Below are 1,669 nucleotides of genomic sequence, written 5' to 3' on the forward strand. Positions count from 1 at the left end.
ATGCACATGTGGTAAATATCACAGGAAAATCTTATCGCTTAAAAAAATATACCGATCAAGAGGAAGAATAGCAAAAATGTACATTCTTAAATGATCAAAAATGTACATTTTAATGTTGACATTTATATAAATTTTAATGGTGGCGATCTTTCTTCTGATTCTGGCATGCTCTTGATCCATGAGTTTGCTCAAAAACTCGGTTTGGAACAGCTTTTAGAACAAAATTTCTCCACCAATGATGATAAGACCAGAAAACATACAGACAGCAAAAATGCAATCCAGAAGATCTACCAGCTGATCGCTGGTTATTTTCAGGATGATGATGCAGATGAACTGATATCTGATCCAATCTTTACAACCATCCTGAATAAAAGGTCTCTTGCATCACAGCCGACCATGTCTCGTTTTATCAACCGATGAGATCTGCCTGTATCAGTTTGAGCTCATTCATCAAAAGTTAAGAGAAAAGATCTATTCCTGGAAAAGACCAGACCATCTTTTGATCGATATCGATTCCACCCTGTTTGCAACTTTCGGAACACAGGAAGAGAACTCTTTTAACTCACATTACAGAGATTATGGATATCATCCTCTGGTTGCCTATGATGGGCTGACTGGTGATCTGCTAAGTGCCTGTCTTCGGCCGGAAGCAGTTATACTTCAAAAAATACGACCGATTTTCTGAAACTACTGTTGGATGAATTTAACAGATATTATCCGGATATTCCTCTGTATCTCAGAGGCGACAGTGGGTTTGCTGACATTATGATCTACGAGACTTTGGAATCCAATGGTGTATCCTATGCGATTCGTATGAAAGAAAACGGACGCTTACGTATGGCTGCATCTTTCATAGAAGACGAACTGATTGAAAAAACGAAGCATGATCAGATCGATTATGCCGTCAGTTATGGCGAATTTTTCTATAAAGCTGACAGCTGGCTTTATCCAAGAAGGATCGTCTGCAAGATAGAAAAGCCAGAAGGTCAGATGAACTTTTTATATACTTTCGTCGTGACAAACATGGATGGCACTTCAGAGGATCTGATCTGTTTTTACTGTAAACGAGGTTTAATGGAAACATTTATCCGTGAATCAAAACACGGATTTCACATGGATGCCTATAGTGGTTCAGCCATGAGCAGTCACAGTATGACTGTCAATGCGAATAAACTTCAGATCAGTATACTGGCATATAACTTATTTAACTGGTTTCGACGACTGGTACTTCCAAGAAGTTTTCAAAAACTACAGGTTGATACAATTCGTTTAAAACTATTAAAAATAGCAGCGAAACTTGTCCGTTCTGCAAGATATCTGACATTTAAGCTGTGCAGTCATTGTCCATATAAAAATGAATTCTACGAAACTTTAGAACACATTTGTGGATTAAAGCAACTGGAATAACAAAATCTTTGTACCTTGACAGTTTCAAAACATTCTTTTAAATTGACAGGATAAGTCTGACTTTTTTAGACTGTATTTTGTAAAATAGAACGTATTTGAAAGAGATACAAAGGTAATTACAAACCATAAGCAAATTTATTTGCTCATGAATAATTCAGGTTAATGTTAATTTTTCATAAATTAACCTTTATTTTTTGCAATCCGTCTTTTATCTTAAATATTTCTTTTCTTCAATAGATTGTACAATTAATGCCTCATAATC

At 35.8% G+C, this 1,669-nt stretch carries 1 pseudogene; it reads left to right on the plus strand.

Annotated features, from left to right (window positions below):
* The first annotated feature begins 90 nt into the window (after positions 1-90).
* Positions 91-1,407: pseudogene (locus tag KE503_RS14295) on the plus strand (IS1380 family transposase).
* Positions 1,408-1,669 lie beyond the last annotated feature (262 nt).

This window comes from Anaerostipes sp. Marseille-Q3525 (genome assembly GCF_018223505.1).
GTDB lineage: Bacteria > Bacillota > Clostridia > Lachnospirales > Lachnospiraceae > Anaerostipes > Anaerostipes amylophilus.